At 69.5% G+C, this 23,138-nt stretch carries 19 protein-coding genes and 1 tRNA gene; 8 read left to right on the forward strand and 12 right to left on the reverse strand.

Features of this window, described 5'->3' with window-relative positions; translation table 11 throughout:
• The first annotated feature begins 140 nt into the window (after positions 1-140).
• The 3 genes from FDP22_RS15190 to FDP22_RS15200 all read left to right on the forward strand — a co-directional run bounded on the left by FDP22_RS15190 (position 141) and on the right by FDP22_RS15200 (position 4,413).
• Entirely contained in the window at positions 141-1,145 is a 1,005-nt protein-coding gene (locus tag FDP22_RS15190; protein WP_138574915.1) for a dimethylarginine dimethylaminohydrolase family protein, read from the forward strand.
• 2 nt (positions 1,146-1,147) lie between these two features.
• Positions 1,148-2,764: a zinc-binding metallopeptidase family protein gene (locus FDP22_RS15195; protein ID WP_138574917.1), complete on the forward strand. Its 1,617-nt coding sequence runs from the start codon at positions 1,148-1,150 to the stop codon at positions 2,762-2,764.
• A 509-nt stretch (positions 2,765-3,273) separates the two neighbouring features.
• Positions 3,274-4,413, forward strand: a complete 1,140-nt coding sequence (locus FDP22_RS15200) for a GGDEF domain-containing protein (protein ID WP_138574919.1) — start codon at positions 3,274-3,276, stop codon at positions 4,411-4,413.
• Between the two features lie 9 nt (positions 4,414-4,422).
• On the opposite strand, the gene FDP22_RS15205 is transcribed toward FDP22_RS15200, so the two are convergent.
• Positions 4,423-5,163, reverse strand: a complete 741-nt coding sequence (locus FDP22_RS15205) for a YoaK family protein (protein ID WP_205910784.1) — start codon at positions 5,161-5,163, stop codon at positions 4,423-4,425.
• A 743-nt stretch (positions 5,164-5,906) separates the two neighbouring features.
• On the opposite strand from FDP22_RS15205, the gene FDP22_RS15210 reads away from it, so the two are divergent.
• The 3 genes from FDP22_RS15210 (at position 5,907) to FDP22_RS15220 (ending at position 9,094) form a co-directional block, all read left to right on the forward strand.
• Positions 5,907-6,899 (forward strand): ABC transporter substrate-binding protein, encoded by a 993-nt coding sequence (locus FDP22_RS15210; protein WP_138574923.1) that lies wholly within the window; start codon positions 5,907-5,909, stop codon positions 6,897-6,899.
• A 98-nt stretch (positions 6,900-6,997) separates the two neighbouring features.
• Positions 6,998-8,029 (forward strand): ABC transporter permease, encoded by a 1,032-nt coding sequence (locus FDP22_RS15215; RefSeq protein ID WP_138574925.1) that lies wholly within the window; start codon positions 6,998-7,000, stop codon positions 8,027-8,029.
• A 12-nt stretch (positions 8,030-8,041) separates the two neighbouring features.
• Positions 8,042-9,094 carry a quaternary amine ABC transporter ATP-binding protein gene (locus tag FDP22_RS15220; protein WP_138574927.1) on the forward strand — a complete coding sequence of 351 codons (1,053 nt, stop codon included), beginning with the start codon at positions 8,042-8,044 and terminating at the stop codon, positions 9,092-9,094.
• A gap of 127 nt (positions 9,095-9,221) precedes the next feature.
• On the opposite strand, the gene FDP22_RS15225 is transcribed toward FDP22_RS15220, so the two are convergent.
• The 7 genes from FDP22_RS15225 to FDP22_RS15250 all read right to left on the reverse strand — a co-directional run bounded on the left by FDP22_RS15225 (position 9,222) and on the right by FDP22_RS15250 (position 16,942).
• A complete protein-coding gene (locus tag FDP22_RS15225; protein WP_138574929.1) occupies positions 9,222-10,907 on the reverse strand; it encodes a methyl-accepting chemotaxis protein in 1,686 nt (561 codons plus the stop codon).
• 223 nt (positions 10,908-11,130) lie between these two features.
• On the reverse strand, positions 11,131-12,069 hold the full coding sequence (locus FDP22_RS15230; RefSeq protein ID WP_138574930.1) for an MYG1 family protein: 939 nt from the start codon (positions 12,067-12,069) through the stop codon (positions 11,131-11,133).
• A 197-nt stretch (positions 12,070-12,266) separates the two neighbouring features.
• Positions 12,267-12,410, reverse strand: a complete 144-nt coding sequence (locus tag FDP22_RS24540) for a hypothetical protein (protein WP_170317525.1) — start codon at positions 12,408-12,410, stop codon at positions 12,267-12,269.
• Between the two features lie 378 nt (positions 12,411-12,788).
• Complete coding sequence (locus FDP22_RS15235) at positions 12,789-14,759, reverse strand: TRAP transporter permease (RefSeq protein WP_138574932.1); 1,971 nt, start codon at positions 14,757-14,759, stop codon at positions 12,789-12,791.
• Positions 14,752-15,240: a DUF1850 domain-containing protein gene (locus FDP22_RS15240; protein WP_239031794.1), complete on the reverse strand. Its 489-nt coding sequence runs from the start codon at positions 15,238-15,240 to the stop codon at positions 14,752-14,754. The genes FDP22_RS15235 and FDP22_RS15240 overlap by 8 nt, the downstream gene beginning before the upstream one ends.
• Positions 15,237-16,196, reverse strand: a complete 960-nt coding sequence (locus tag FDP22_RS15245) for a TAXI family TRAP transporter solute-binding subunit (protein ID WP_138574934.1) — start codon at positions 16,194-16,196, stop codon at positions 15,237-15,239. The genes FDP22_RS15240 and FDP22_RS15245 overlap by 4 nt, the downstream gene beginning before the upstream one ends.
• A gap of 670 nt (positions 16,197-16,866) precedes the next feature.
• Positions 16,867-16,942 (reverse strand) — tRNA-Lys (locus FDP22_RS15250).
• Between the two features lie 184 nt (positions 16,943-17,126).
• On the opposite strand from FDP22_RS15250, the gene dapF reads away from it, so the two are divergent.
• Entirely contained in the window at positions 17,127-17,972 is an 846-nt protein-coding gene (gene dapF, locus FDP22_RS15255; protein ID WP_138574936.1) for a diaminopimelate epimerase, read from the forward strand.
• Positions 17,969-19,243, forward strand: a complete 1,275-nt coding sequence (mtaB, locus tag FDP22_RS15260) for a tRNA (N(6)-L-threonylcarbamoyladenosine(37)-C(2))-methylthiotransferase MtaB (protein WP_138574938.1) — start codon at positions 17,969-17,971, stop codon at positions 19,241-19,243. The genes dapF and mtaB overlap by 4 nt, the downstream gene beginning before the upstream one ends.
• Positions 19,244-19,747: 504 nt before the next feature.
• Here mtaB and FDP22_RS15265 read toward each other — a convergent pair.
• The 4 genes from FDP22_RS15265 to dgcN form a co-directional block, all read right to left on the reverse strand.
• A complete protein-coding gene (locus FDP22_RS15265; RefSeq protein ID WP_138574940.1) occupies positions 19,748-20,200 on the reverse strand; it encodes a GNAT family N-acetyltransferase in 453 nt (150 codons plus the stop codon).
• A gap of 75 nt (positions 20,201-20,275) precedes the next feature.
• Positions 20,276-21,136: a D-amino-acid transaminase gene (locus tag FDP22_RS15270; RefSeq protein WP_138574942.1), complete on the reverse strand. Its 861-nt coding sequence runs from the start codon at positions 21,134-21,136 to the stop codon at positions 20,276-20,278.
• A 22-nt stretch (positions 21,137-21,158) separates the two neighbouring features.
• Positions 21,159-22,136: an N-acetyl-D-Glu racemase DgcA gene (gene dgcA / locus FDP22_RS15275; RefSeq protein WP_138574944.1), complete on the reverse strand. Its 978-nt coding sequence runs from the start codon at positions 22,134-22,136 to the stop codon at positions 21,159-21,161.
• Positions 22,133-23,128 carry an N-acetyltransferase DgcN gene (gene dgcN / locus FDP22_RS15280; protein WP_138574946.1) on the reverse strand — a complete coding sequence of 332 codons (996 nt, stop codon included), beginning with the start codon at positions 23,126-23,128 and terminating at the stop codon, positions 22,133-22,135. The genes dgcA and dgcN overlap by 4 nt, the downstream gene beginning before the upstream one ends.
• Positions 23,129-23,138: the final 10 nt, after the last annotated feature.

Raw genomic sequence — 23,138 nt, forward strand, 5'->3', positions numbered from 1 at the left:
GGCATGGGCGCATCCGCGACCCCCTTTGCTTCGCGACACTATCGTATTGCAGCGCAACCCGCCCGCTTCTACGGTCACTCCGCACTCAGCCCGGTGCCGTGGCGGCCGGGCGCAGACCCAGACCGACAGGAGCAGCCCCCGTGACCGCGATCACCGAGACCGACTGGCGATACAACCAGCTCATCAAGCTCTTCCCCTCCGAGGCCGAACCCGCCTTCGAGGACGAGGACCAGTTGCGCAGATGGTGGGGGCGCAAATGGGGCTGCACCAATGACGTGGGCCGCCTGCGCGTGGTGCTCATGCACCGCCCCGGCGAGGAGGTGAACATCGTCGACACCTCCAAGCGGCTGGAAAACAACGCTTTCGGAGATCAGCAGGCCGGCTGGTACTGGCGCGGAGACGAGGGGCCGGACCTGGCGGGGATGCAGGCGCAGCACGATGCCTATGTCGCCGCGCTGCGCGCCGAGGGCGTGGAGGTGGTGTTCATCGACGCCCCGGCGCGCGACCGGATGAAGACCTGCTACACCCGCGACAGCGTGGTCGCCATCGGCGGCGGCGCCATGGTGATGCGGCTGGGCCCGAGGATCCGCCGCGGCGAGGAACTGCCGGCCACCCGCACCCTGGCGGCCCTCGGCTGCCCGATCCTGCGCACGCTCTCGGGCACGGCCGTGGCGGAGGGCGGCAGCTTCAGCTGGCTCACCCCCACGCTCGCGGCCACCGGCATCTCCTCGCGCACCAACGAGGAGGGTGCGACCCAGATCGCGGAGGTGCTGCGCTCGCAGGGGGTGGAGCTGCTGCGCGTGCCGCTCACCGGCTACCGGCTGCACCTGGACGGGCTGTTCGTGATGATCGCCCCGGACCTTGCCATCGCCAACTCGGCGCTGCTGCCGTTCTGGTTCATCGAGAAGCTCGCCGCCCTGGGCATCGAGGTGGTCGAGCTCTGCCCGGACGACGAGAGCTGGATCACCAATTCCCTCGCGGTGGCGCCGCGCCGGATGATCATGCCCGAGGGCGTCTCCCCCCGCACGCAGGACCGGCTGGACGCGCGCGGCGTGGAGATCATCACCGTGCCCTATGACAAGATGAACTCCGGCGGCGGCGGGCTGCACTGCTCCACCGCGCCCCTGATCCGCGACGAGGTATGACCATGACCGGACCCGAAACCAGCGCGGCAAGCGACGCCCGCGCAGGCTGGACCCCGGCGCAGGCCGAGGCGCTGCGCTTCCTGGAGGAGCGGCACGCCGCCTTCTCCGCCGACCACATGACGATCTGGAATTTCCAGGAGCCGAGCTGGCGGGAATACCGCTCCTCGGCCTGGTACATGGACCGGCTGGAGGCCGAAGGCTTCAGCGTGGAGCGCGGCACCGCCGGCATGCCCACCGCCTTCCGCGCCACCTGGTCGAACGGCCCCGGCCCGCGCATCGCCGGCTACGCGGAATATGACGCGGTGCCGGGCCAGAGCCAGGCGCCGGTCCCCCGCCGCCAGCCCCGGGAGGGCGAATCGAAATACGCCGCGGGCCACACGGACCCGCATTCCGCCCTGGGCATCGGCGCCTTCGCCGGCTTCCTGGCCGCCAAGCGCGCGATGGAGGAACACGGGCTGGGCGGCACGCTGGTCTTCTTCGGCGAACCGGCCGAAAAGATGTGCGGATCCAAGCCCGTGCATGCCACGCACGGCTTCTACGACGGGTTGGACGCCGCCTTCTCCTTCCACCCGCATTCCTTCCCCGCGCTCACCAACGGCTGCTTCTGGGAGACGACCTCCGCCCCCTACTGGAGCCGGATCTACACCTTCGAATGCGACACTCCGGAAACCTGGCAGGCCGATGTCACCGCAGGCGGCGTCACGCACATGCACGCGATGGCCCGGGCGCCCGGCGCCATAGATGCGGTGTGCCTGATGTACACCACCTCCAAGATGATGAAGGAATCCATGCTGCCCCACACCGGCAGCTGGACGATGAACGAGTTCATCCCGATCGCCGGACAGGCCACGGCGGACAACATCGCCCCCTCCGTGGGCCAGATCCAGTACTCGATGCGCGCGCCCGACCTGGAGATGTGCGCCGCCGCCTTCGCCGTGCTGGACCGCAACGCGCAGCAGATCGCCGGGATGACCCATTGCACGGTGACCGCGGAGTGGATCACCCGCACCCGCGCCGGCCTGCCGAACAGGGCCTTCTCCGAACTCACCTTCCGCAACTTCGAGCGGCTCGGCGCGCCGCACTGGGGCGAGGAGGCGAAGGCCTTCGCGCGCGAGCTGCAGGGCGCCCTCGGGATGGAGCCGATGCAGGAGCCCTTCGTGGACGGGCTGATGCGCCTCACCCCGCCCTGGGAGGCCGAGGAGGCGTTCCGCGCGCAGCTGCCCGCCTGGCAGATGAACTACGCCGCCGACGATTACGTGGACTACACCTGGCACGCGCCGACCGTGCGGCTCTACGTCGGCCGCCCCACGCTGGAGCCCGCGCCGGGCATGCGTTGCCCGGAATGGACCCGCCACGCGATGGGCGGCACCCCGGCCTGCATCGACCCGATGTGGTCGAAGGCCGCGGAAGTGATCTCGGTCACCGTGCTGGACCTGCTCACCCGGCCGGAGGCGCTGGCCGCCATCCGCGCCGAGTTCGAGGAGAGAACCGGCGGCGGCGTGGGCGGCAGCGCCTGGGTGGCCCCGCTGCTGCCCGCCGATTTCCGCGCCCCGATCGGCTATCGCTGGCCCGAATACGTCGACACGCCCCGCGGGCGGGAGTGGACGGTTCCCGGCTGACGCTCCGGCGCCCGGGTCCGGCCGCCCGGCGCGAACACGAAGCGGCCGCCCCCCGCGCCGGACGCTGGCCCCGGCCCGGGAGGGCAAGAGGGAACGGAGGCGGTCATCACGCTTTCCCAGGCCCTGCGCTGGCCCCGGCGTCCCCCGTGCGGGGGGGCAGTGCGGAGGCGGTCACACCGTTTCCCCTGCGCCGCGCCGACACCGCCGGGCGCGGGCGGCGCGAACGTCGGTCCGGTGGGTCAGTGCCCCGCCCGCCCCCGGCCCCCGGGCCCTGTTGCGCCTTTTCCCGGCGCAGGCCACCCTTGTGCGGAGCGCTGTCGCGTTACGTCGCGCGTGCCCCGAAGGCCACGGGAAACGGCCAACCCGCCGATAGAACGTGCATTTTACCGCGCAGTGCTGCACCCTTGGGGAGAGAGGCGCTGCGCTCTTCGCGCATGCGAAACGGCAGACGCCCCGGCCATGGGAGGAGCGGCCTTGCGCAGGGCGGGCCGCAGATCGGAGTAGCCTGAGTGACCTCGGAACACGCCATCGCGAAACGCATGACCCTCGCCTATCTCGCAGGCCTCACCCTGGTCGCGGTCCTCTCCTCGGCGGTGCACTTCCTGCTCGACAACATCATCGTCCAGCAACAGGACGCCGCGACCATCATCAACGTGGCCGGCCGCCAGCGGATGCTCTCGCAACGCATCGCCCTGCTCGCGAGCGACTTCCGCACCGGAGACCTGGAGGCCCGCGCCCTGATGCTCGACGCGGTGGCGACGATGGAGCGCGCGCAGGATGCGCTGATCAGCGGCGGCGACCTCGGGATCACCCGCGGCCTCTCCGCCACCGCCCGGGAGATGTACTTCGACGGGCCCGACCCGCTGGACCCGAAGGTGCGCGCCTATCTCGCGGATGCGCGGGAACTGGCCTCCGACACGCCGAATGCAGCCCGGGCCTACCACCGCCTTACCCGTGCCGCGCGCAGCGACCTGCTGCCGGACCTCGATTCAGCGGTGCAGCTGTTCGAGACGGAAGCCCAGGACGAGATCGCCTGGATGCGCACGGCGCAGTCAACCGTGCTGATCAGCCTGCTGGTCACCCTCGCGCTGGAGGCGGTGTTCATCTTCCACCCGCTGGTGCGCATGGTGCGCCGCCATGCGGCCCGTCTCTACGAGATGGCCACCCGCGACGCGCTGACCAACCTTCCCAACCGACGGCATTTCATGGAGACCGCTGAGCGGCAGTTCGCGGTGTCCCAGCGCATGTCGCAACCGCTGGCGGCGCTGGTGCTGGACCTCGACCACTTCAAGCAGATCAACGACATCCACGGCCATTCCACCGGCGACGCCGTGCTGCGCCACTTCGCCGAGGTGGCCACCCGGGCCCTGCGCTCCGGAGACATGCTCAGCCGCACCGGCGGCGAGGAATTCGCGCTCATGCTGCCGCTGATGTCGCGCACCGGCGCGCTCACCGTCGCCGAGAAGCTGCGCGCGGCCATCGAGGCGGAGCAGGACGACACCCTGCCGCCGGTCACCGTGAGCGTGGGCGTGAGCGTGACGTCGCCGACCGACCGCGCGCTCGACGAAGTGCTGCGCCGGGCCGACAAGGCGCTCTATTCCGCCAAGTCCGCCGGGCGCAACCGCGTGGCCCTGCACCTCGCCGAATAGCGCCGGCCCTCAGCCCCGGCGCGGCACCAGAAGCGGCAGTGCCAGCCCCAGCAGCAGAAGCGCCAGCGGCACCGTGAACAGGAACCCCATCGCCCGGTAGCCGAGCGCCCCCACCAGCCCGCCGATGAGAAACGCCCCCAGCAGCCGTCCGAGAATTCCCAGATGCCCGGGGCTGGCCCGCACGCCGCTGCCCGGGTTCGCCAGCCGGAACAGGGCGCGGCCCAGCTCGATCCCCACATCGGTGATCATGCCCGTGGCATGGGTGGTGCGGATGCGCGCGCCGGAGATCTTGGTGATCGTGGCATTCTGCAGGCCCATCGTGAGGCAGAGCACCGCCAGGGCGAGGCCCCGCGCCCCCGGCACCGAGGCGCATGCCGCGAAGACCAGCAACAGCCCGCCCTCCACCGCGATGGGATAGGCATATTGCCGCCGCCGGTCCACCCGGCGCCCGAAGTTGATCAGCACGGTTCCCAGCGCGGCCCCTCCCACGAAGGAGAGGATGGCCAGCAGCGCGCCGGCCACCAGCGCCATGTCCGCCAGCGCGAAATCATCGGCCACCGCGGAGAGATAGCCGGTCATGTGCGAGGTGTATTGCCCGAGCACGAAGAAGCCGCCCGCATTCGCACAGCCCGCGATCGCGGACAGGAAGGTGGCAAGCACCATGTCGGAGCCCTGCGACCGCCGATGTCCGACGATGACCCGCGCCGATGCCAGCGGGCGCCTCAGATGCCTGTGGGTCCGGTCACTCACCTGTCTGCCTCCTTCTCCCCCCGCGCGGGGCTCTGCCAGGGCGCAGCCTGCTCTCTCGCACCGCCGGGGACAAGGCCGTGAACGACACTGCGCGCAACGGGCGGACATCGCCCGCCGGCCTCCCACAGAACAGGTCTGCAGGTTCACGACCGGTTTCGAATTCCGCTGCCGAAATTCCCGAAACTCACCGCGGACCTTCGGGCCCTGCTGAATATACGTTCCATGCTCTGAAAATATTCAAACCCCGCACCGGGCATCCCCACCGCGCCCGACCGATTCGCTTTTCCACGTATTCGAGGGCTCCGACACCCGCCGGACCCCTGCCCCGACCTCACTTTCGAAGATATTTCCGCATTTTTCTGCCCTGCCGCCCGCGCGGGCCTGAACCGGCACGGCGAGACGGCACGAACGGGGCGCCCGCCCCTGTGCATGCGGGGCCTGAGCACCCGATGTCCTGCGCCGGCACAGGGCCAGCCGCGGCGCAATCCACCGGCCGGACCGGGCCTGCGGCGGCCCCGGCACCTGCCCCGGGTTTGCATCCGCGGCCCTCGCCGCCTATACGGACGCGGCCAATGACTGAGAGACCGCAACACAGTTTGCCTGCCCCTCACACGCTGCGGCTGCCCGATCGGGCGGTGCGGCGGGGCTGTCCGGTCCTCCCGGCGGATCCTCCGCCGGTTCATGCGACATGCACGCGCCCGCCCCTCCGGCGGGCCTCACTTCCGAAAACCGAAGGATATCTCATGCGCAAGTTCACGATGACCGCGGCCGTTGCCGCCGCGGCCCTCCTCGCGCCGTTCGCGGCCAGCGCCCAGGACCAGGGCAAGGAATGCGGCAAGGTCTCCATCACCCAGATGAGCTGGGCATCCGCGGCCGTCGTCACCACCGTGGCCGAATTCCTCATGGAACAGGGCTACGGTTGCGATGTCTCCGTGGTGCCCTCCGACACGGTTCCCGCCATCACCTCCGTGGCGGAGAACGGTGAGCCTGACATCGTCACCGAGCTCTGGCTGAACTCCACCGGCGAGGTGTTCGAGCGGCTGGAGAAGGAAGGCAAGATCAAGCGGGTCGCCGAAGTGCTCAATCCCGGCGGCGTCGAGGGCTGGTGGCTGCCGGCCTACCTGGTGGAGGAGCATCCCGAGCTCAAGACCATCGAGGGCGTGATGGCGCATCCGGACTGGGTCGGCGGGCGCTTCAACAACTGCCCGGAAGGCTGGGGCTGCCGCGTGGTGAACGACAACCTGATCCGCGCGTTGAAGTTGCAGGATTCGGGCCTGAAGGTGTTCAACCACGGCTCCGGCGAAACCCTCGCCACCTCCATGGCCGCGGCCTACCAGGACCACAAGCCCTGGTTCGGCTACTACTGGGGCCCCACCGTGCCGCTCGGCAAGTTCGACATGGTGAAGGTCGAGCTCGGCGGCTACGACAAGGCCGCGCATGACGCGAACCAGAACCCCGACACGCCGGACCCGAAGGTCTCCGACTTCCCCGCCGCCCCTGTGCTCACCGCCGTGACCACCGACCTGGAGGCACGTGAGCCCGAGATCGTGGCGCTGATGTCGAAGATGACCTTCGACACCGACACGATGAGCGCCCTGCTCGCCTGGCAGGACGAGAACAACGCCTCCGCCGAGGAGACCGCGGTTCACTATCTCACGACCTACAAGGACCAGTGGTCCGGCTGGCTGTCGGATGCCGCGCGTGAGCGCCTTTCCGGCATCATCGACAAGAGCTGATCACAGGCAGCGCGTGATCTGACTGGGACGGAGCCGGCCACCGGCTCCGTCTCTTGCGTTCAACAGCAAGGACGGACCGGCCCCGGTCCGGGTAACACATGGCGACATATGACAGCGTGTTCGACACGCTCGGACTGAGAGACTGGTGCGACGGCGGCACGAGCAGCGCCCCCATGTCGATGAGCGATCTGCTGAACCAGGGCGGCGCCGCGCCGGAGGTCTCGCTGTGGGACCTGCCCTTCCCCTCTCTCGACGCGCTCAACTCCGCCTGCGCGGCCATCCCGCAGACCCGCGACCTCACGCTCGGGCTGGAAACCGGCTTCCTCGCCATCCGCGACAGCCTGCGCGTGGTGCTGGACCCGGCCACCCAGCCGCTGAGCTGGATGCTGCGCAATGCCATCTCCACCATGGTGGAGACGCCATGGTGGATCGTCATCCCGGTGCTGCTGCTGATCACCTGGGCGGTGACGCGCTCGGCCCGGCTGGTGGGCTTCGTGGCCGTCTCGATCGGGTTCCTCGCCTTCATCGACCATTACGTCTACGCCATGCAGACGCTGGCGATCATCTTCGTCTGTGCCTTCATATGCGTGCTGTTCGGGGTGCCCATCGGCATCGCCATGTCCCGCTCCGACCGGTTGCAACGCGGCACCATCCCGGTGCTCGACATGCTGCAGACCCTGCCGCCCTTCGTCTACCTGATCCCGCTGATCTTCCTGTTCTCGGTCACCGAGCCGAAGCTCTACGGCATCGCCATCATTCTCTACGCCATCGTGCCCGTGGTCCGGCTCACCGACCTCGGCATCCGGCTGGTGGACCGCGACGTGATCGAGGCGGCGGACGCCTTCGGCATGACCTCGCGCCAGAAGCTCTTCGGCGTGCAGATCCCGCTCGCGCTGCCCAACATCATGGCCGGCGTGAACCAGACGATCATGATGTCGCTCGCCATGGTTGTGATCGCGTCCCTCGTCTCGGCCCCGGGCCTCGGCGTGCTGGTGCTGCGCGGCATCCGCAACCTGGAACTGGGCGTGGGCCTGGTGGCGGGGTTCGGCATCGTGCTGCTCGCCATCTTGCTGGACCGGGTGACCAAGGCCTCGCTGTCGCGCATCGACGCCAGCCAGAAACATCGCTGAGGAGACCGGGACATGACCACAGAGATCAAGGTCTCCATTCGCAATCTTTACAAGATCTTCGGCGACAATCCTCAAGCAGCCCTGGAGGATGTGCGCGCCGGAATGGGCAAGCCGGAACTGCTGGACCGCCGCGCCCATGTGCTGGGCCTCAACGACATCAACATCGACATGCGCGAAGGCGAGATGACGGTGATCATGGGGCTTTCCGGGTCCGGAAAGTCCACGCTCATCCGGCATCTCAACCGGCTGATCGAGCCCACCGCCGGGGAGATCCTGGTGAACGGCGAGAACATCCTGGGCTGGAACGAGGGCCAGTTGCGGGGTCTTCGCCGCGAGATCATGTCGATGGTCTTCCAGAAATTCGCCCTGCTGCCGCACCGCACCGTGCTCGACAACGCCGGCATGGCGCTCGCCACCCGCGGCCGCACCCGCTCGGATTACGAGGACGAGGCGAACAAGTGGCTCGACCGGGTCGGGCTGGCAGGCTACGGCGGCCAGTATCCGCATCAGCTCTCGGGCGGCATGCAGCAACGCGTCGGCATCGCGCGCGCGCTCACCTCGAATTCCGAGATCATGCTGATGGACGAGGCCTTCTCCGCCCTCGACCCGCTCATCCGCACCGACATGCAGAACCTGCTGGTCGAGTTGCAGGCGGAACTGAAGAAGACCGTGGTGTTCATCACCCATGACCTGGACGAGGCCCTGAAGCTCGCCGATCACCTGGTGATCCTGAAGGACGGCTCGGTCATCCAGCAGGGCGAACCGCAGCATATCCTGCTGAACCCGGCCGATCCCTACATCGAGGACTTCATCTCCGACATCAACCGCGCCCGCGTGCTGCGTGTCCGATCGGTGATGACCGCCGGCGCGCCGGAAGGATCGGTGTCCGGGGAGGTCGACCATGACGCGACCCTGGAAACGGTGATCGGACTGGCCGATGGCGCACTGGACCGCCGCTTCCGCGTCCTGCGCGGCGGCGCGCCAGTGGGCGTGCTCGACATGTCGGCGGTGATGCGCGCCCTTGTGCCGTCGCACGGTTCCGGCACTCAGGCGCACAGCATCTGATCGGAAACGGGCCCGCGAGAGTGGGCCCGTTCCGAAATCGCCCTTCCGCCGGGCAGCCCGGGCCCTGTGGGGTGGAAGACTTCCGCTGCCCCCGAAGCTTTCCGGTGCCCCGCCCAGGGGCATCCGGTCAGGCGGCTCTGGCAGCCCGGCCTGTGCGCTGTTCGAGATCGAAGAAGCCCAGGATTTCCGAAAGGTTGCCCAGTTCCCCTTCAAGTTCCCTTGCCACGGTGGAGTTGCGTTCCGAGAGGCGGGAATTGCTCTGCGTGGCCGCGTCTATGTTGGCGAGTGCCTGGTTGAGCTCGTTCACACCGGTCGCCTGTTCGGTGTTGGCGCTGGCAATGTCGGAGATGCTCTTCTCCAGTTTGCCCACGAACTCCCGGATGTCGCTGAACACATCGACGGTCGAGGACATGAGCTGGACGCCGGCGTCGACATTGGCGCTGCTCTCCTTGATCAGGCGCGACGTGTCGGCCGCTGCCTCGGACGAGCGTTGCGCCAGGTTGCGGACCTCGGAGGCGACGACGGCGAACCCCTTGCCCGCCTCGCCGGCCCGGGCCGCTTCCACGGCCGCGTTAAGGGCGAGCAGGTTGGTCTGGAAGGCGATCGATTCGATGACGCCGTTGATCTCGTTGATCTTCCGCGCGCTTTCCTCGATGCGACGCACCGCCTCGGTCGCGCGCTGGATCACGTCCTGGCCCGCCTGCGTCTTGGCCGCGGCCTCGCTGACGGTATCGCTGATCCGGCGGGAACTGTCGGCCGTCGAATTGATGGTACCGGTAAGCTCCTCCATCGTGGCAGCGGCTTCCTCCAGGGTGGCCGCCTGACTTTCGGACCGCTGGGCGAGGTCTGCCGCGCTGGAATTGATGTCCGCGGAATTGCCCCGGATCGCCGCGACCGCCCCGCTCACCCGCGAAACAAGATCGTGGTACGACTTGGCAAGGCCGTTCACGCTGTTGCGCAAGGGCTCATAGGCCTCTTCCAGCGGTCGGGACAGATGCACGTCGAGCCGGCCTTCCGCCAGTTCCCCCAGTGCCGCGCCGATCACATCCACGGAGTTCACTCGCGGCGTGATGTTGGTCGCGAACTTCACCACCTTGATCACCTTTCCCGTGGCATCGATGATCGGATTGTAGCTTGCGGTGAGCCACACGTCCGAGCCGTCCTTCGCAACCCGCCTGTATTCGTTCGAGATCTGCTTTCCGGCGGCAAGGTCCGCCCAGAACCGTGCATAGGCCGGCTGGTTTGCGTCCTCGCGCGGCATGAAGATCCGATGGTTCTTGCCCCGCAGCTCCTCCACCGAAGTGTAGCCCATCGTGTCGACAAACAGGTCGTTCGCGGTGAGGATATTGCCGCTGGGGTCGAATTCGATAACCGCCTGGACCCGCGAGATCGCGTCGATCTTGCCCTTGGCATCCGCTTCGATCGTGGCGTCCTTCGTGACGTCGGCGGCGATCTTCATCACCCGGAAGACCTTGCCTTCCGCATTCCGGATCGGCATGTAGGAGGCACGCAGGTGGCAGATCTGGCCGGTTTTTTGCCGTCGCCTGAACCGCCCCGTGGCGGGCGTTCCGGCGGCAAGATCCCGCCAGAAGCTCTTGTACGCCTCGCTTTGCGAAATTTCCGCCGGACAGAGCATGCTGTGGTGGTTTCCCACGAGTTCCTTCAGCGTGTAGCCGACCGTGGACAGGAAGCGGTCGTTCGCGTCCAGGATCCTGCCTTGCGCATCGAACTCGATCACGGCCCATGACGCATCAAGCGCTGCACGAAGATTGTTCACCGACATCACGTCGGGCCGTTTGGAAAATCCCAGCATCTTGTCTGAACTCCTGCCACTTCGCGGACAAGATGCTACGGGAACCCTTCAGGAAGGGTAAATTGCGGCCGTGCACCCGGACAGGCCGGTGCGAACGCGCGGTTCAGGCAGCCGGCCGCCCGGTCGGGCAGGCCGGAGCCGGAGGGGCGCCCGGGTTGCGCCCCGGGTGAGGCATCTGGGCCAAGCCCCCGATTTCGTGAGGTCTTCTACCCGGGTGCGAGGGTCAGGAGGCGTCCTGCGCCTCGCGCAGGGCTTCGGCGACCGCGATGTCCGCCATCGCGAGAATCGCCTCGCGGGAGCGGGCGGCCGCGATGAACCGGCCATTGTGGCAGAAGGTCGCCCCGCTCACGCCGCTGGCCGCCTCCAGATCGGCATTGGTCAGGCCGGCCCATGCGGCGGGCAGGTCGGCGCGCAGTTCGAAGCCCTCCTCTCCCTTGCGGATGCCGGTCAGGGTCCAGTCCTCACCACGCGGGCTGACGACGAAGAGCAGGTGGTCGGCGCCGGCCTTCACCACGGCGGGCCGGAAGGGCATGCCCATCGGCAGTTCCAGCACATGGCCCGCGCCGGCGGCGGCGATCGCGGTGCGCACCATGCCTTCGGCACGCAGTTTGGCGGCGCTGCGCGCGATCCGGGCCTCCACGAAGCTGCGCGCGATGGCGAGGGCGCCGTGGAAGGCCCGGTCATCGGCGTCCGGGTCGGTGTCGTCGAAGACCGGCTTGAGGGTTTCCAGCAACCCCGGCAGGGTCATCCCGGAGAGAGGGCCGGCCACGGAGGGGCTGAGCGCGCCGTTGTCCACCAGGTCGACGGGCAGCACGAAGCCCTCGTCGAAGGAGGCGTGGACGGTGTCCACATCCTCCTCGGGCACGGCGGAGGCACGCAGGTAATCATGGCCGAAGTGCTTCCAGACCAGCCCGAAGGAGCTGAGCGGCTGGCCATCCTCGCGCAGCGGCGCGCCGCGCTGGTGATGGTCGAAGATCCGGGCCTCGGGGTCGTAGCTGCCGCCGACGTCGTAGATGACGCGGTCCGCGCCGGGGGTGATCCACGCCCGCTCGCGACTGCGCACGATCTTCGCGCCCGGGAACAGCCGGGTGAGGATCACGCTCGAGAGCACCTCGTCGGCGTGGAAGCCCCCGGAATGGGTGACGAGAAATTCTGGGGTCATGCCGTGTACGCCTTGCAGGTCTGGTTCGGTCCGCGGGTGGAGACCGGCAGATAGACGTGTTCGGCGCGCAAAGATCAACCGTGGAAATGCGCGGGATGCACGGCGCTTTCCGCCTCCGGCGCAGCGGATGCGGGGCCCTGCCCGTGCGGATGGCCGAAAGGGGGGCGAGCGCCCTGCGCCCGCCCGCTGCCCGCCGTCTACTTGCTCTTCTTCTGACCGAGCGACATCGGCTTGGCGACACCGGAATTCGCGGTTGCCAGAACCTTGGGCTTCTCCTGCTTGGGCTTCTTGGCTTCCTTGTTGCCCCGCTTGTTGTTGCCTTTTGCCATGATCGTCTCCATCGCTGAAACTCCGTCCGGCGACAGGCCGGACGGACCGTCCCTCAAGAAAATCAGGGTTGCCAGACACGCGTCGGGGCGATGATTTTGGTGAGTGTCACACGCCGGAGCCTCCTTCAGCCCGGGCTGCGCAGGGGAAATCTAGCGCGGCCCCGGCGCCCTCGCAAGCGGCTTGCGTGCACAGGTTCGCGACAGGACCAGAGGCCCGGGGGAAGCTGCAGCCCCGCCCTTCGCGCCCCCGGGAAGGCGGAGCGGGCGCCCCTGCGATCCGGGGGGCCTCCGGCGGGGTGGATCGCGGCGCCGGCCGCCCGGGCCTCCGGTGTCACGGGGCTTGCGGAACGGCCGCGGGCCCGGGATGCGGGGCCGCGGCCGTTCGAAGTGTCAGGCGGGTTGGGCCAGCCTACGCGCGGCACGCCAGTTCATGGCCAGCAGCAGCACGATCAGCGCCGCTCCGGCAACCTCCAGCGGCAGCGAGCGCCAGAAGATCGCCACCACGCCGGGCACCAGCAGCAGCCGTTGCCACAGGGCCATGGGCGCGAAGAGGAAGGCCTCCAGCGCCGCGGCGAAGGCCACGAGGGCGAGGATCACGATGAACCCGTTCCAGAGCACCAGCGGGAGCGGCCCGCCCTCGATGATCGAGGGGTTGTAGACCATGAACAGCGGGATCAGGTAGAGGCCCTTCGCGTATTTCCACGCCTGCACGGAGGTCTCCATCGGGCTGGCATTCGCGATGGCCGCCCCCGCGAACCCCGCCAGCGCCACGGGTGGCGTGACGTTGGAATCCTGGCTCCACCAGAACACCACCAGGTGCGAGATCAGCAGCGGCACGCCGAACTCGTTGGTGAGGGCCGGGCCCACGAGGATGATCAGCACGATATAGGCCGCCGTCACCGGCAGGCCCATGCCGAGCACCAGGCTGGCGAACACCACCATGATGAGCGCGAGAAACAGGTTGCCGCCGGAGAAGGCCAGCATCATTGCGGAGAACTTCAGCCCCAGCCCGGTGAGCCCGACCACGCCCACCACGATCCCCGCCACCGCGCAGGCCATGGAGACGGCGACGGCGTTGCGCGCGCCCAGCTCCAGCGCCTCCAGCGTCTTCGCAACCCCGGCCTTCGCCAGCGCGACGAGGCCGTCCAGCGTGGGGCCGTCCAGAACGAAGCGCATCAGCGCGCGCAGCACCGCCGCCGCGATCACGGCGATGATGGCGTAGAAGCCCACGCGCATCGGCGAATAGCCCACCACCAGCAGCCAGACCAGCGCCACCAGCGGCAGCAGGAAGTGCCAGCCCTCGGCCAGCACCGCGCGCACCTGCGGCAGCTCGGAGGCCGGGATGCCCTTCATCCCCTGTTTCACCGCGGCGATATGGACCAGCAGGTAGACCGCACCGAAGTAGAGGAAGGCCGGGAAGATCGACACCAGCACGATGTCGATGTAGGGCACCCGGGTGAACTCGCTCATCAGGAAGGCGCCCGCGCCCATCAGCGGCGGCATGATCTGCCCGCCGGTGGAGGCGGCAGCCTCGATGCCCCCCGCCTGCGCCGGCCGGTAGCCCAGCCGCTTCATCAGCGGGATGGTGAAGGCCCCGGTGGTGACCACGTTGGCGATGGCCGAGCCGCTGATCGAGCCCATGCCGGCGGAGGCGATGACCGCGGCCTTCGCCGGGCCGCCGCGCTGGCGGCCGGTTGCCGCATAGGCCAGCTCGATGAAGAACCGGCCCGCGCCGGTCACCTCCAGGAACGCGCCGAACAGCACGAAGACGAAGATGAACGTGGCGGCCACGCCCAGCGGGATGCCGTAGATCCCCTCCGCGCCCAGGGTGAGCTGGCTCGCCAGCCGGTCCAGCGTGTAGCCGCGGTGGTTGAGGATGCCGGGCATCAGGTCCGCCAGCCAGGGCAGCTCGCCGCGCCGGCCCGCGAAGGCGTAGAGGATGAACACCGCCCCGATGACGGTCATCCCCAGCCCGATCGCGCGGCGCGCGGCCTCCAGCACCACGAGGGCCGTGATCACGCCCACCGCCACGTCGATGTCGCGCGGGATGATGGCATTGGCGATGGAATCGATGTTGGAGGGCACCCAGGCCCCCACCAGCACGCCGCACAGGATCAGCACCCCGTCCACCGCCCAGCCGAGCACGCCGCGCGGCCGCTTGCCGGTGACCGGGTAGATGAGGAAACACAGCACCAGGATGAAGCCCAGGTGGATGGGGCGCTGGAAGAACAGCCCCAGCGGCTGGATGCCGGCGGCATAGAGCTGGAACAGCGACAGCGCGATGCCGACGATGGCGATGGCCCGGAGCACGGGCCGTGGCTGGTCGACGGCCGGAGCCTCCGGCCCTGCGGTTTCAGTCATCCGTGGTCTCCGGGCTGGACGGGGGAGCGGGTTCGAGCGCGATCGTCACCCGCGCATGCGTGGCCAGGGCCGAGAGCGAAACCTCGCCCGACGCGGCCTTCAGCCTGTGGTTCACCGCCATGGTGCCGGGGCGCAGCACATAGGCATCGCCCGGCACGGGCTCATCGATATCCTCGATCCAGTAGCCGCCCGCGCCGTCGGAGACCTGCCGGCCGCGGCCGATCCAGTGGCCCAGCCCGGCGGCGAAATCCGGCTGGTGGGAGCGCACCAGCACCATGTGCCCGGCGCGGTTCTCATAGCAGTCCTTCACCTCGAACCCCTTCACGGAGTGGCGCCAGAGCACGCACCAGCCGCTGCCCTCGGGCACGGAGAGATGCGCGATCTCCCGCCCGTCGGGCAACGTGGCGGTGAGCACCGCCCCCAGCCCGGCGGAGGGGAGGAACAGGAGGGCCAGCAGCCCTCCTCCCGCCAGCCGCCTCACGGCCGCAGGGCGTCCGGGATCTCGGCGCCGATCTCCTCGAAGTAGCGGATCGCGCCGGGATGCAGCGGCACCGGGGTGGCGGACATGGTGAAGGCCACCGTGGTCTCGTTCGCCGCCGGGTGCACCGCCTGCAGCTCGGCGATGTTCTCGTACATCGCACGGGTGATCTGGTAGACGGTTTCCTCATCCATCTCCGAGGAGACGACCAGCACGTTGGGAACCCCCAGCGTGGCTGTATCCTCGTCCACGCCCTGATAGGTGCCACCGGGCAGCGCCAGTTCGGCGAACACCGGGTCTGCCTTGCGCGCGGCGGCGATCTGCTCGGGGGTGAGGGCGATCACCCGGATGGCGTTCGTGGTCGCGAGGTTGAGGATCGAGGAGGTGGGCGCGCCCACGCTCCAGAACCCGGCGTCGATGTCGCCGTTGTTCAGCGCGTCGCCGGTCTCGTTGAAGTTCAGCCGCTGGGCGGTGAAATCGTCGAAGGAGATGCCGTTGGCCTCCAGCAGGGTGCGGGCGTTCACCTCGGTGCCCGAGCCCGGCGCGCCCACGGAGACGCGCTTGCCCGGCAGGTCGCTGATCGAGGAGATGCCCGAATCCGCAAGGGTCACGATCTGGACCATGTTGGCGTAGAGCGAGCCGATGGCGCGGACCATCGGCAGCTTCTGGCCCTCGAAGCGGCCGGTGCCGGTGTAGGCCTGCTGGACGGTGTCGGCCAGGGCGATGGCCAGGTCCGCGTCGCCGGTGGCGATGAGGCCCATGTTCTCCACCGAGGCGCCGGTCACCTCGGCGGTGGCGCTGTAGCCCTCGACATGCTTGTTGATGATCTCGGCCAGGCCACCGCCCATCGGGTAGTACACCCCGCCGGTTCCGCCCGTGGCGATGGAAATCTGGCTCTGCGCGAAGGCCGGGGCCGCGAACAGGGTTGCCGCAAGCGCGGCGTATTTGACGTATTTCATTCTGACCTCCCAGTTTTTTCTCGCCCAGAGCCTAGCGGCCACGGCCCGCGATGCAAGTTGATTGCTCGGCACCGGCGCGCCAAAGTCCGTAACTCCGCGTTCCGGACGCGGCGTCACCCCGGGGCGGGACGCCTTCCGCTGCCCCGGCCTGCCACCAGGCACCGCCAGCGCCCCGGCTTCCGAGCCTTGGCGGGCGGGACCGGTGACGGCCGCGCCAGGCCGCCAGAACCGGACGGCATCTCCCCCCGCGCGACGCGACCAGCCGGCAGCCTCACGCAAGCTTCGCCGAGCGGGCGCGCAGGCCCGGCGCTCCGCCCGGATGATCTCGCAGAGTGTCTCCCCCTTCGCGTGGCCGCGAACACAGCCCGCGTCCGGGTCCCCGCAATCCTCCCGAAGGGCGCGCAATCCCTCTGGAAAGGCCGCCCTCCGTGCTGAAGGGCCCGCATGCCGGCGCCAATCGTGCGCCCGTGGCTCTGCAGCCCGTTCCACAGCCCCGACGACACGTCGCAAATCATCGGCGGCGTGGCCATGCAGAACGAGAGCGCGCCGGACAGCGCGCCGGAGGGCCTCGCAGACGGTTGCAGCCCGGAAATCCCTCTCCCAGGCACAGCCGTGCGCCAGCGCCGCAAAACCCCTTGAGGTGCAACGATATTTGAGGAGTGCGGAGGTTTGGTGAGCCGGCAGGGGTTCGAACCCTGGACCTACTGATTAAAAGTCAGTTGCTCTACCAGCTGAGCTACCGGCTCTCACCAGAGACGGAACGGCGGGGAAATGCCAGTCCTGTCAATACCTTGCGCGTCCGATCTGCCGGAGCGCGAGCGGAACCTAGTCAGCGGGCGTCGCGTGGTCAAGCGGTTTTTCCGCCCTGGGGCCGCTTTGCTGCGCGCAGCCGCTGGAACATCGCTTCCGACACACGTATATAGCGCGCTTATGACCAGGCAAACACCCCAGAGTGCCGGGCTCGCATTCCGCAAGATGCATGGCCTGGGCAATGACTTCGTCGTGATCGACGCCCGTTCGGGCGGCGAGCCGGTGACGGCCGCGCTGGCGCGGGCCGTGGGAGACCGGCGCTGGGGCGTGGGCTTCGACCAGCTCGTGGCCCTGCTGCCGCCCTCCTCGCCCGACGTCGCCGCGGACATCGGCTTCTGGAACGCCGACGGCTCGGAAGCCGGCGCCTGCGGCAACGGCACCCGCTGCGCCGCCCGGCTGCTGCTGGACGAGACCGGCGCCCAGGCGCTCTCGGTGCGCACCCTGAACGGCGTGCTGCGCTGCGAGCGGGCCGGCGCGCTGGTGCGGGTGAACATGGGCCCGCCGGACCTGGAGTGGGACCGCATCCCCCTCGCCTACCCGGTGGACACCCGCGCCCTGCCCATCGAGGGCAGCCCGGCCGCGGTGGGCATGGGCAACCCGCATTGCGTCTTCGTGGTGGAGGATGCGGCGGCGGTGGACCTCGCCGCCCTCGGCCCCGGCCTTGAGCACCACCCGCTCTTCCCCGAGCGCACCAATGTCGAGTTCGTGCACGTGATCGACCCCGGCACCATCCGCATGCGGGTGTGGGAGCGCGGCGGCATGATCACCCAGGCCTGCGGCTCGGGCGCCTGCGCGGCGGCCGTGGCCACGGCGCGCGCCGGGCTCACCGGCCGGCACGTGCGGGTGATCCTCGACGGCGGCCCGCTCGAGATCGACTGGCGCGAGGACGGCGTGTGGATGACCGGCCCCACCGCGCATGTGTTCGACGGCGTGTTCTCGCCCGAGTTCCTGGGGGAGGACGAATGACCGCCCCTGCCCGCCCGCCGGTCTTTGCCAATTTCGGCTGCCGGCTCAACGCCTACGAGACCGAGGCGATGAAGGAGCTCACCGCCGCCGCCGGCCTCGGCGATGCGGTGGTGGTGAACACCTGCGCGGTGACGGCCGAGGCCGTGCGCCAGGCCCGCCAGCAGATCCGCAAGCTCAGCCGCGAGAACCCCGGCGCGCGCGTCATCGTCACCGGCTGCGCGGCGCAGACCGAGCCGGAGACCTTCCGCGCCATGCCCGAGGTCGACCTCGTGCTGGGCAACCTGGAGAAGATGCAGGGCGAGACCTGGGCAAAGCTTGCAGGCCCCGCCGATTTCATCGGCGAGACCGAGGGCGTGATGGTGAACGACATCATGTCCGCCACCGAGACCGCCGGCCACCTGATCGACGGGTTCGGCGCTCAGGCCCGCGCCTATGTCCAGGTGCAGAACGGCTGCGACCACCGCTGCACCTTCTGCATCATCCCCTACGGCCGCGGCAACTCGCGCTCGGTGCCCGCCGGCGTGGTGGTGGAGCAGGTCAAGCGCCTGGTGGCGGGCGGCTACCACGAGGTGGTGCTGACCGGCGTGGACATGACGAGCTGGGGCGCCGACCTGCCGGGCAGCCCGCGCCTCGGCGATCTCGTCCAGCGCCTGCTGCGCCTCGTGCCGGACCTTCCGCGCCTGCGCATCTCCTCGATCGACAGCATCGAGGCCGACCCCGCGCTGATCGAGGCCATCGCCCATGAGCCGCGCCTCATGCCGCACCTGCATCTCTCGCTGCAGGCGGGCGATGACATGGTGCTGAAGCGCATGAAACGCCGCCACCTGCGCGACGATGCCATCCGCTTCTGCCAGGACATGCGCGCCGCGCGGCCCGACATCGTCTACGGCGCCGACATCATCGCCGGTTTCCCCACCGAGACCGAGGCGATGTTCGAGAACTCGCTGAAACTGGTGGAGGAGTGCGGCCTCACCTGGCTGCACGTGTTCCCCTATTCGCCGCGCAAGGGCACGCCCGCGGCCCGCATGCCGCAGGTGCCCAAGGCTGTGGGCAAGGAGCGTGCCGCCCGCCTGCGCGCCCTCGGCCAGGCGAAGGTGGCTGCCCATCTCGAGGCACAGGTCGGCCGCAGCCACCGCGTGCTCACCGAGAAGCCGCAGATGGGCCGCACCGAGGGCTTTGCCGAGGTGCTCTTCGATGTGCCGCAGCCTGTGGGCGTGGTGGTCGAAGCCCACATCGCGGGCCACGACGGCACCCGGCTGCGCGCGGCCTGAGGGCGCGGGGTGGCAGCACTCCTGCCTCCCGGGCTCCTGCCCCTGCGCGCGCGGCTCGGCCGCGCTGACCGGCCGGAACAGGCGCTGCGCGCGCGGCTCGCCGCGGTCAATCCGGCTCGATGATCACCTCGTCGGGCGACGGCTCGAAGTCATGGTCGCGCCTGTCGGCGGCGATGGCGTCATCCACCTCCCAACGGCCGTCTTCCTCATCGAACTCGCTCCCCTCCCCGGCCGCACCCCTTCGGCGCGCAACACCCCCTCCATGGCGCTGTGCTCCCGCGCCGTGGCGGGGCGGTCAGCCAGCGCCGGGCCGGACAGCAGGCCGAGGGCGAGGCGGTCGGCCAGCGCGCCGGGACGCTCAGCAGGCCGGAAGCGAGGCGGGCGGCGGCAGGCGAACGGGCGGCGCTCATGAGGCAAGCTCCTGTTGTCGTTGCTCATTCACATGGAAATGCGAGCGCCCCGTCGCGGCATCCAGCCTGCACGGCGGGCGAGAGGTCCCGCCTCTCAGAGCGTCAGCTTGAAGCCGAGGTGGCTGCCCTCGAAGCCGAGGCGCTCGTAGAAGGCATGGGCCCGGGTGCGGCTGGCGTCGGAGGTGAGCTGGACGAGGCTGCAGCCGCGGGCCCGGCAGCGCTCCACCGCCTCGAGGATGATGGCGCGGCCCAGCCCGGCGCCGCGCGCACCCGCTGAGACGCGCACGCCCTCGATCAGCCCGCGCCAGGCGCCGCGGCGGCTCACGCCAGGGATGTAGGAGAGCTGCAGGCAGGCGGTGGGCGCGCCCTCGGGGCCGGTCACCAGCAGCTCCTGGTTCGGGTCCGCGGCGATGGCGCGGAAGCCGGCGAGATAGGCGGGGGCGAGCGGCGTCCCCGTGTCCTCACGCCCCCGGCCGAGATCGTCATCGGCGAGAAGGGCGACGATGGCCGGAAGCTCGGCCTCGGTGGCGATGCGCAGCAGGGTCATGGGGCCTCCCCGGACAGGTAGAAGCCGCCGCCCCGGCGGGGGGCGGCGGCTCGGGGTCTCACGGGCGCGCGCGGCTCAGAGCAGGGCCTTGCGGCTCTCGTCGATGTAGAGTTCGCGCAGGCGCTTCGTCACCGGGCCGGGCGTGCCGTCGCCGAGGCTCACGCCATCGACCTCGACCACCGGCATCACGAAGGCGGAGGCGGAGGTGGAGAAGGCTTCCGCCGCGTCCTGCGCCTCGGCGATGGTGAAGGGGCGCTCCTCGAACTTCAGCTGCGCCGCTTCGGCGTATTTCAGCACCGAGGCCCGGGTGATGCCCGGCAGCAGCAGGCGGGAGAGGTCGCGCGTCACCAGCGTGCCCTGCTTGGTCACGATCCAGGCGTTGTTGGACGAGCCCTCGTTCACCAGCCCGTCCTGCACGAACCAGGCATCGTCGGCACCGGCGGCCTCGGCCTGCATCTTGGCCATGGAGGCGGCGAGCAGCTGCACGGTCTTGATGTCGCGGCGGGCCCAGCGGATGTCCTCCACCGAGATCACCTTGTTGCCTCTCGCAGCACTCGGGTTGTCCACCAGGGACTTGGCCTGGGTGAACATCACGAGGCTCGGCTGCGTGCCGGCTTCCGGGTAGTGGAAGTCACGGTCGGCGGGGGCGCCGCGGGAGACCTGCAGGTAGATCATGCCCTCGATGAGCTCGTTGCGGGCGATGAGCTCGCGGTGGATCTCCAGCAGCTCCTCGCGCGACCAGGGCAGCGGCATCTCCAACTCGGCGGTCGAGCGCTGCAGGCGCGCGCAATGGCCCTCAAACTCGCACAGCTTGCCGTCGAGAACGGTGGTCACCTCGTAGACGGCATCGGCGAAGAGAAAGCCCCGGTCGAAGACGGAGATCTTCGCCTCCTCCTCGGGCACGTACTCCCCGTTCACGTAGACGATACGGCTCATTGTGGTTCCTTCGAAATCTGGCTCAGCCCCAGAGGGCCGGTTCGGCCGGGTGCACGCCGGCTGCGTCATAGGTGAGGGCATGCTCGCGGTCGCGCGCGAGCAGGAGCGGGCCGTCGAGATCGACCACCTCCGCGCCCTGCGCCACCAGGATGGCGGGCGCCATGGCGAGCGAGGAGCCGACCATGCAGCCGACCATCACCTTGTAGCCCTCGGCCCGGGCGGCATCGCGCAGCGCGAGCGCTTCGGTGAGGCCGCCGGTCTTGTCCAGCTTGATGTTGATCATGTCGTACTTGCCCTTCAGCCCGGCCAGCGTGGCGCGGTCATGGCAGGCCTCGTCGGCACATACGGGCAGCGGGCGCGCGATCTCCGCCAGCGCGGCGTCATTGCCCGCCGGCAGCGGCTGTTCGACCATGCTCACCCCGAGGCGCAGCAGCGCGGGGGCCAGCTCGGCGTAGCTCTCCGCCGTCCAGCCCTCGTTCGCGTCCACGATGATGGTGGCATCCGGCGCGCCGGCGCGCACGGCTTCCAGCCGGGCCATGTCGCCCTCGCCGCCGAGCTTGACCTTCAGCAGCGGACGATGGGCGTTCTGGGCCGCCTTCGCGCGCATGGTCTCGGGGTCGGCGAGCGACAGGGTGTAGGCGGTGACCACCGGCTCCGGGGCGGAGAGCCCGGCGAGCGCCCACACCGGCTTGCCGGCCTCCTTGGCCTCCAGGTCCCACAGGGCACAGTCCACCGCGTTGCGCGCGGCGCCCGCCGGCAGCACGTTGAGCAGCGCATGCCGGTCGAGCCCCTCGGCGAGAAGGGGGGAGATCCGGCGAATCTCCTCCTCCACGCTGTCCATCGTCTCACCGTAGCGGGCGTAGGGGGTGCATTCCCCCTGGCCCGTGAGCCCGCCGCGCTCCAGCGCGACGCGGATCACCTGCTGCTCGGTGCGCGAGCCCCGCGAGATGGTGAACACCCCGTCGATCGGGAAGGTATCGCGGCTGACGCTCAGCTTCATGCCAGCGCGTCCACCAGCCGGCCGGCGCCCTGGCGGAACGGGTCCACCGCCGGCAGGCCGAGGCGCTTCTCGGTCTCCGCGAGGTAGTCCAGCGCCTTCGCCTCGTCGAATCCCGCGGTGTTCACCGACACGCCGATGGTGGTGACGGCGGGGTTGACCACGCGCGCCAGCGTCTCTGCGACGGAGCGCAGCTCCTCCAGCGAGGGCAGCTGGTAGTCCGGCAGGCCGCGCATGTGGGCGCGGGTCGGCTCATGGCACAGGATCAGCGCGTCCGGCTGGCCGCCGTGCACCAGCGCCATGGTCACGCCGGAGTAGGAGGCGTGGAACAGCGAGCCCTGGCCCTCGATGAGGTCCCAGTGGTCCGGATCATTGTCCGGCGTGAGGTATTCCACGGAGCCGGCCATGAAATCCGCGATCACCGCGTCGAGCGGAACGCCGCCGCCGGTGATCAGGATGCCGGTCTGGCCGGTGGCGCGGAAGGTGGCCTTCATGCCGCGCGCGGACATTTCCTTTTCCATCGCCAGCGCGGTGTACATCTTGCCCACCGAGCAGTCCGTGCCCACGGCGAGCAGGCGCTTGCCGGTGCGCTTCTTGCCGTTGGCGATCGGGTATTTCACCGAAGGAATGCGCACGTCGTGCAGGGTGCGGCCGGCGGCCTCGGCCGCGGCAACCAGCTCCGGCTCGTCGCGCAGCAGGTTGTGCAGGCCCGAGGCGATGTCCATGCCCGCGGCGAGGGCTTCCTTCAGCACCGAGATCCAGGCGGGCGAGATCATGCCGCCACGGTTGGCCACGCCCACCACGAGGGTCTTGCAGCCCTTGGCGGCGGCCTCGGCGATGGTGAGGTCCGGCAGCTTCATGTCGGCGTTGCAGCCCGCCATGCGGAACTGGCCGATGGAGGCATCCGGCCGCCAGTCCTTGATCCCCTGGGCCACCTTGGCAGCGAGCGGGTCGGCCGCATCGCCGAGGAAGAGGAGGTAGGGGGTCTCGATCATCGTGTCTCTC

Source organism: Paroceanicella profunda (assembly GCF_005887635.2).
Taxonomy (GTDB): Bacteria; Pseudomonadota; Alphaproteobacteria; order Rhodobacterales; family Rhodobacteraceae; genus Paroceanicella; species Paroceanicella profunda.

What these genes read in the sequence shown, in the direction of transcription:
- FDP22_RS15235 (WP_138574932.1), bottom strand. Translation starts at nt 14,759, where the DNA reads ATGACTGAAACCGCAGGGCCGGAGGCTCCGGCCGTCGACCAGCCACGG.
- dgcN (WP_138574946.1), bottom strand. Translation starts at nt 23,128, where the DNA reads ATGATCGAGACCCCCTACCTCCTCTTCCTCGGCGATGCGGCCGACCCG.
- FDP22_RS15265 (WP_138574940.1), bottom strand. Translation starts at nt 20,200, where the DNA reads ATGACCCTGCTGCGCATCGCCACCGAGGCCGAGCTTCCGGCCATCGTC.
- dgcA (WP_138574944.1), bottom strand. Translation starts at nt 22,136, where the DNA reads ATGAAGCTGAGCGTCAGCCGCGATACCTTCCCGATCGACGGGGTGTTC.
- dapF (WP_138574936.1), top strand. Translation starts at nt 17,127, where the DNA reads ATGACCAGGCAAACACCCCAGAGTGCCGGGCTCGCATTCCGCAAGATG.
- FDP22_RS24540 (WP_170317525.1), bottom strand. Translation starts at nt 12,410, where the DNA reads ATGGAGACGATCATGGCAAAAGGCAACAACAAGCGGGGCAACAAGGAA.
- FDP22_RS15195 (WP_138574917.1), top strand. Translation starts at nt 1,148, where the DNA reads ATGACCGGACCCGAAACCAGCGCGGCAAGCGACGCCCGCGCAGGCTGG.
- FDP22_RS15230 (WP_138574930.1), bottom strand. Translation starts at nt 12,069, where the DNA reads ATGACCCCAGAATTTCTCGTCACCCATTCCGGGGGCTTCCACGCCGAC.
- FDP22_RS15245 (WP_138574934.1), bottom strand. Translation starts at nt 16,196, where the DNA reads ATGAAATACGTCAAATACGCCGCGCTTGCGGCAACCCTGTTCGCGGCC.
- FDP22_RS15220 (WP_138574927.1), top strand. Translation starts at nt 8,042, where the DNA reads ATGACCACAGAGATCAAGGTCTCCATTCGCAATCTTTACAAGATCTTC.
- mtaB (WP_138574938.1), top strand. Translation starts at nt 17,969, where the DNA reads ATGACCGCCCCTGCCCGCCCGCCGGTCTTTGCCAATTTCGGCTGCCGG.
- FDP22_RS15270 (WP_138574942.1), bottom strand. Translation starts at nt 21,136, where the DNA reads ATGAGCCGTATCGTCTACGTGAACGGGGAGTACGTGCCCGAGGAGGAG.
- FDP22_RS15215 (WP_138574925.1), top strand. Translation starts at nt 6,998, where the DNA reads ATGGCGACATATGACAGCGTGTTCGACACGCTCGGACTGAGAGACTGG.
- FDP22_RS15225 (WP_138574929.1), bottom strand. Translation starts at nt 10,907, where the DNA reads ATGCTGGGATTTTCCAAACGGCCCGACGTGATGTCGGTGAACAATCTT.
- FDP22_RS15210 (WP_138574923.1), top strand. Translation starts at nt 5,907, where the DNA reads ATGCGCAAGTTCACGATGACCGCGGCCGTTGCCGCCGCGGCCCTCCTC.